The 5,714-nt window shown below is 61.1% G+C and carries 8 protein-coding genes; all 8 read left to right on the top strand.

Annotated features, from left to right (window positions below):
* Positions 1 to 334: 334 nt before the first annotated feature.
* Positions 335 to 799 (top strand): low molecular weight phosphatase family protein, encoded by a 465-nt coding sequence (locus VNX23_RS10500; RefSeq protein WP_325629729.1) that lies wholly within the window; start codon positions 335 to 337, stop codon positions 797 to 799.
* A 212-nt stretch (positions 800 to 1,011) separates the two neighbouring features.
* Positions 1,012 to 1,635, top strand: a complete 624-nt coding sequence (locus VNX23_RS10495; protein WP_325629727.1) for a Maf-like protein — start codon at positions 1,012 to 1,014, stop codon at positions 1,633 to 1,635.
* Positions 1,636 to 1,794: 159 nt separating this feature from the next.
* Positions 1,795 to 3,171 (top strand): tyrosine-type recombinase/integrase, encoded by a 1,377-nt coding sequence (locus tag VNX23_RS10490; RefSeq protein ID WP_325629725.1) that lies wholly within the window; start codon positions 1,795 to 1,797, stop codon positions 3,169 to 3,171.
* Entirely contained in the window at positions 3,168 to 3,653 is a 486-nt protein-coding gene (locus VNX23_RS10485) for a hypothetical protein (protein ID WP_325629723.1), read from the top strand. Before VNX23_RS10490 ends, VNX23_RS10485 begins: the two co-directional genes overlap by 4 nt.
* An 85-nt stretch (positions 3,654 to 3,738) precedes the next feature.
* Positions 3,739 to 3,930, top strand: a complete 192-nt coding sequence (locus tag VNX23_RS10480; protein ID WP_325629721.1) for a helix-turn-helix transcriptional regulator — start codon at positions 3,739 to 3,741, stop codon at positions 3,928 to 3,930.
* A 3-nt stretch (positions 3,931 to 3,933) separates the two neighbouring features.
* On the top strand, positions 3,934 to 4,278 hold the full coding sequence (locus VNX23_RS10475) for a hypothetical protein (protein WP_325629719.1): 345 nt from the start codon (positions 3,934 to 3,936) through the stop codon (positions 4,276 to 4,278).
* Entirely contained in the window at positions 4,275 to 4,766 is a 492-nt protein-coding gene (locus tag VNX23_RS10470) for a hypothetical protein (protein ID WP_325629717.1), read from the top strand. Before VNX23_RS10475 ends, VNX23_RS10470 begins: the two co-directional genes overlap by 4 nt.
* Positions 4,767 to 4,823: 57 nt before the next feature.
* A partial coding sequence (locus VNX23_RS10465) for an AAA family ATPase (RefSeq protein ID WP_325629715.1) occupies positions 4,824 to 5,714 on the top strand: 891 nt, incomplete at its 3' end.

Raw genomic sequence — 5,714 nt, 5'->3', positions numbered from 1 at the left:
CGACTGTTCGGGTTCGATGGACTGACGGACGGGGCACCTGTCTCACCCACGGTCTGCAACGACCTTGGGGTCTGCGGACTCCCGTCCGTCACCGCACCGTCTACAATACCAGACGAACGGACTTTCGACTTACAAGGGGGTACGGTCGCTCGTGAGACCATGGCCCCTCTCCCGATTTGCGGAATTTATCATCGGGCGGCGCTTCGCGCCGACCCGTTGGCAAATCGACCTCTCCCCAGTGGGGAGAGGTGAACCAGAAGCGTTTCAACCGAACTGCATCGGGCTCTAGCGAATGCTTGCTGAGACCATGCGCCATAAAGAAGATTCTTAAGCGATGGCGCCTCCGGGCCGGCGCGCTCCGCAAGCCGTGCTGTTCGCATGCGGCATGAACAGTGTGCGCTCGCCGATGGCTGCAAGCCTCTTGCAGCAGATGTTTCCGCACGCGCTTTATGTGAAGTCCGCAGGGGTCAGGAAGGGCGAACTCGATCCGTTCGCCGTCGCCGTGATGAGCGAACTCGGCCAGGATATTTCGCAGCACAGGCCGATGACGTTCGAGGAGCTGGAGGATTGGGAAGGACTCAATTTCGATCTCATCATCACGCTGTCGCCCGAAGCGCATCACAAGGCGCTGGAGCTGACGCGCACGCTCGCCGCCGAGGTGGAATACTGGCCGACGCCCGATCCCACCGGCGCGCAGGGTAACCGCGAGCAGAAGCTTGATGCCTATCGCGAGGTCTGCGACGGTCTGCTGCTGCGCATCCGCAGGCGGTTTTCCAAGGTCGGTGCGGCGAGCGGATGAGGGCGGATGGGTGCGCAATCGCAAACGACACCTTCGATGTCTCCATGACGGTTGGATGTCAACGGCGATTCTGTTTTTCTTCAATAATGGTCGGGACTTAAGGACCCTGTCGCGAACTGGCGCGAGCGCGAAGGCGCGGGTTGTCTCGGCTCAGCGCTTCCGATACGTTCCGCGCGCCATTCTCCCTCGATTCCCGCCGCCAACAAATCCGCATGCTAGGCCGCCCCAAACTGGTTCTCGCTTCAGGTTCGCCGCGACGATTGGGTCTGCTTAACCAGGCCGGCATCGAGCCCGACGCGTTGCGACCCGCCGATGTCGATGAAACCCCGAGGCGGGGCGAATTACCGCGCGCCTGCGCCAACCGGCTTGCCCGTGCCAAGGCCGATGCCGCGCTCAAATCGGTGCAGCTCGACGACGAATTGCGGGGCGCCTTCATCGTCGCTGCCGACACGGTGGTTGCGGTCGGCCGCCGCATCCTGCCCAAGGCCCATCTGGTCGACGAGGCCTCGCAATGCCTGCGGCTGTTGTCGGGGCGCAACCATCGGGTCTACACCGCGATCTGCCTGGTCACGCCCAGAGAGGCGTTTCGCCAGCGCCTGATCGAGACGCGCGTGCGCTTCAAGCGGCTGAGCGAGGAAGATATCCAGGCCTATATCGGCTCCGGTGAATGGCGCGGCAAGGCGGGCGGCTACGCCGTCCAGGGGATTGCCGGATCCTTTGTGGTCAAGATGGTCGGCTCCTATTCCAATGTCGTCGGGCTTCCGCTGTATGAAACGATGACGCTGCTCGGCGGCGAAGGATTTCCGGTCCGCTTCGGCTGGTTGAATGCCAGCTGATTAGCAATTTTATTACGTTTCATACCAGTGCAATTCGTTGCGAAATCGCATTGATTGACTTGATATTTACATTGCAAAGCGTATCTTTCTCTTGCAATGGCAACACCCCGATTGCACCAGTTTTGTTGCCATGGCGTAGCCACCAAACGGGAGGATGCGATGCGCAAGAGACTAACGGATCGAACGGTCAAGGCCCTTAAGCCCGCCAGCGCAGACGCCGCGCCTGTGGATATCATGGACAGCCTGACGCCGGCATTTGGCGTTCGGGTTATGGGCGCTCCGGAACGTCCGATCAGGACTTTCATCCTCCGCACCCGCTTCCCCGGCAGCAAGAACCCCACCAGGGCGCGCCTTGGTTCCTACGACGAGACGGACAAGCTCTCGCTGGAGGATGCCCGCGACAAGGCACGCAATTGGCTGGCCGCGATCCGGCGGGGTCGTGATCCCCGGATCGAGGAAGAACGCAAGCGCGAGGCGGAAATCCGGAAGCTGGTGACGACCTTCGGCGCGGTCGCAGAAGACTTCATCAAGGAAAAGCTTCCGGGCGAGCGCCGAGGCGCCCACGTTGAACGAGAGATCAAGAACGAGTTTAGGGGCTGGTGGAATCGCCCGATCTCGGAGATTTCTGACGAGGACGTGATTCGCGTCATCCGGGCAAAGGCGAAGACGGCCCCGTCCTCGGCCCGTAACATTCTCGGCCACGCGAAACGGTTGTTTCAATGGGCGATGGATCAGCGGACATATGGCCTGAAGCAGTCGCCGGCCGCCAGCATCAAGCCCGACTCGATCGTCGGCAAGAAGATTTCCCGCAACCACGTGCTGGAGGACGACGAACTCTTTGCATTCTGGCGTTCGCTCTCGCGTATGCCGTACCCCTCCGCGCCGGTCTACCGGTTGCTATTGCTGACCGGCTTGCGTTTGAACGAGGTCGCGGAGGCGGCGTGGAGCGAATTCAACCCGACCGTTGTTCGCGCGATCCGCCAGCGCGGCGAAGCCCCGATCGATTGGACGCAATTCGATCCACAACAATTGACTTGGACAATTCCCGCAGCCCGGATGAAGGGCCAGAACGGTACGGCCCGAGCGCACACCGTGCCGTTGACCGTCGACATGCTTCGCATCATCGAAACCGTGCCGATGTTCGCCGGTGGGGATTTCCTGTTTTCGCATAGCGCTGGCCGTACCGCTGCGATCATGTCGAGTGAAAATAAGGATGCTCTCGACGCGCGTATGCTGCGCACGTTGAGGGCGTTGGCGAGGACACGCGGCGACGATCCGGCAGCCGTCGCGCTCGAATGGATCAACCATGATTTGCGTCGCAATGTCCGCAGCGGTCTATCTCGCCTCAAGATTGCCGAGGAAGTCCGCGAGGCCGTGCTCGCGCATGCGCGGCCGGGCATCAAGGGCGTATACGACCAGCACGATTACCTCGACGAAAAGCGCGATGCCTTGTTGCTGTGGGGTGCCCGCCTGCGCAGCATCGTCGAGCCGTCGCCGGTCGCGTCGAACGTCGTCGCAATGCGGCCAGCGTCATGAGCGACGATCACCGGCCATGGTCGCGGTCATCAGCCCAAGGCGAGTACTATGAAATCGAAGACCTTTGGAGAGACCTTTGGATAAATGCCATCAACGCTTTGGCGTCGCGCGCTGCAGGATACGCGCAGGCGCCAAACCCCCAAGAAATCGTCTCCGATCCAGGCCCGCTGGTCCAACTATTGCGTAGCGACACCCCCATGCCGTCGAGTGTAAGGCACGCGCTCGCCGATCTCCTCGTTCCGGAAGATCCTGCGAGCTGGGACTTCATGCTTGTGCCGAAGCGAGTTGTAAAATTCGATAGGATGATTGGTCCGGAATTAGATGCGGTCCACTGCTATGCCAAATTGATGGACGCTGGAGCAGAATCCTCAGAATCCGCCGCCGAAGAGGCTGGAAAGAACCACCTTGTTGATGGCAGGACAATCAATCGATACCGCGCGAAGCTAAAGCGTCTCGGCGAAAGGTTGAGGGGAAGTCACTGACATTTTTTGCTGCCATTTTATGTCAGTGACAGAAGATGACGGCCTCAGTTTTGATTGCTCTCGGTGATTTGCACGGGAGAGCAACATGCGACTTCTATCTAGAGAAGACCTTGCCGCCAAAGGCATCAGCCTGAACAAGGCGACCATCTGGCGCAAATTGAAAGCGGGCGAGTTTCCTCGGCCGGTTAAGGTGGGGAATAGACTGGCTTGGGTTGAGACCGAGATCGATGACTACATCAAGACCCTGATCGCTGCGCGTGACGTGGAGGCCGCGTGATTCATGGCCTCGCCAAAAACGGCGAAACCGGCCCCCCGCGAGGTTAGCGCGGAACCGGTTTCCAAAATTGAGTGGCTTGGCGGCCCGCTCGATCGTTCAGATACTCCCTCGCCTGCCCAACCGCAAGCGCCGGATATCTCCGGCGAGAACGATGAGTTGTTCTTCCGGCGCCGCCCGAACGCTCGCCAGCGATTGCGCCTGCCGTTCCCTGCGGAGCTACCGCCCGAAGTCTGGCAACCCGCAGCCGCCGCCGGCCTCGCCGCGTTCGTCATCGTGCAGATGAAGCGCGACGTGACGCCCTGGATCAGATCTCGGAAATTCGTCCTCGCGGCCGGAGGCACGGCATGACCGCGTCCGCCGCGATCGACCACCACGAAAGCGCGAGGCCGGCGCTGATCGACGTCTTCCGCGAATGCGCCGCGGACTATGCCTGGTTCTATCGAAACGGATGGCTGGAGAAGGCCGACGCTGTTGATTGCGCGCAGCGACATGGCGAGTTGTGGGGTGTGGCCAATCTGTATGGGCAGGACGCGGTTCAAGCCGAGATGGCTGCGGCCTTCACTTCTGCCGAGCCAGACGACATGTCCACGGGCTGCGCCGCGCAAATCCTGCGGCGCTGGGAGATGGCCGACCCGCGCGACCGATGGAAATGGACAGGTGAAGCACCGCCGCCGGAAATTGTCCTAGCGCTAATGCCCCCGCCCTACTGCACGCCGCAATCGACGGCCGATGCCTTCTGGCACGTGGTCTCCCTGCGCGATCAAGCGCGTTTCAAGGCCTTCCTCGCCGATCACCCGAAGGACGCGCCGTTTTTGCTCAAACTGATGGAGGGCTAGTGATGCCGTCCACCGAAGCAATTCGAGAAGCAAAGCAATGGTCCGCAGAGATGGGTTATGACGAGGAGCATCGCGCCGCAGGAAAATTTTCAGTGGCCGAAGGGTCCAGAAGAATACGGATTGCCGGCAGACGCCGGCCGCGGCGAAGCTGACGCTGATCGCGCGCCGATCAAGAACACGACGATGACGGCGACACTATCCAAGAAACCGTACACGCTGGTGCTCGCTCGCGACATCACTGCCGAGGGAACGCTCAAGGTATTTCTAATCGACGGGTTTCTCGGTCGCGATGAGACTTCGATCTGGTACGGGGCGCCGGAAAGCGGAAAATCCACGGCGAAGATCGACGCCGCGTGTCATGTCGCGACCGGCCTGCCATGGTGTGGGCGCGCCGTCATGCAGGGCGCTGTACTCTATGTTGCTGCCGAGCGCGGCCAAACCGTGAAGCGGCGCATTATGGCCTGGCGCCTCGAGCACGGCATCGACGATTTCCCGCTGGCCGTCATCGACGACGCCGTCGACCTTCGCACCGGAAAGGTTGATGCCGATCGCATCATTGAGGCGGCGAAAGCACTGAGCACATTGTCCGGACAGGATGTCGTCTGGATTATCTTCGATACGCTCAGCCGCGTGCTCGCCGGCGGCGACGAAAACTCGTCGCGGGATATGGGGCTTCTGGTGCTCTCGATCGACCGCATCTATCGCGAGACGCGCGCCCATTGTTCGCTGGTGCATCATGTGCCGCTCGGCAACGATGGTCGGATGCGTGGGCACGGTTTGGCCCCTGGAGCCGCGGACACCACGGTCCGCGTCGAAAAGCAGAACGGTGTCGTCACCGTCGCCATCGACAAGGGAAGCGACCTTCCAGAGGATGAAAAGCCGCGGCTGTGCTTCCGCTTCAAATCGATCACGTTGATCGAGGAACCACACCGGACCGCATCGGTCATG

It is taken from the genome of Bradyrhizobium sp., assembly GCF_035570375.1.
Lineage (GTDB): Bacteria > Pseudomonadota > Alphaproteobacteria > Rhizobiales > Xanthobacteraceae > Bradyrhizobium.
The sequence above is the reverse complement of the archived record's forward strand: the minus strand, read 5'-3'. Positions and strand labels throughout refer to the sequence as shown.

Coding starts and splice junctions, on each gene's coding strand:
- VNX23_RS10475 (WP_325629719.1), top strand. CDS start 3,934: ATGGCCTCGCCAAAAACGGCGAAACCGGCCCCCCGCGAGGTTAGCGCG.
- VNX23_RS10500 (WP_325629729.1), top strand. CDS start 335: ATGGCGCCTCCGGGCCGGCGCGCTCCGCAAGCCGTGCTGTTCGCATGC.
- VNX23_RS10495 (WP_325629727.1), top strand. CDS start 1,012: ATGCTAGGCCGCCCCAAACTGGTTCTCGCTTCAGGTTCGCCGCGACGA.
- VNX23_RS10485 (WP_325629723.1), top strand. CDS start 3,168: ATGAGCGACGATCACCGGCCATGGTCGCGGTCATCAGCCCAAGGCGAG.
- VNX23_RS10480 (WP_325629721.1), top strand. CDS start 3,739: ATGCGACTTCTATCTAGAGAAGACCTTGCCGCCAAAGGCATCAGCCTG.
- VNX23_RS10490 (WP_325629725.1), top strand. CDS start 1,795: ATGCGCAAGAGACTAACGGATCGAACGGTCAAGGCCCTTAAGCCCGCC.
- VNX23_RS10470 (WP_325629717.1), top strand. CDS start 4,275: ATGACCGCGTCCGCCGCGATCGACCACCACGAAAGCGCGAGGCCGGCG.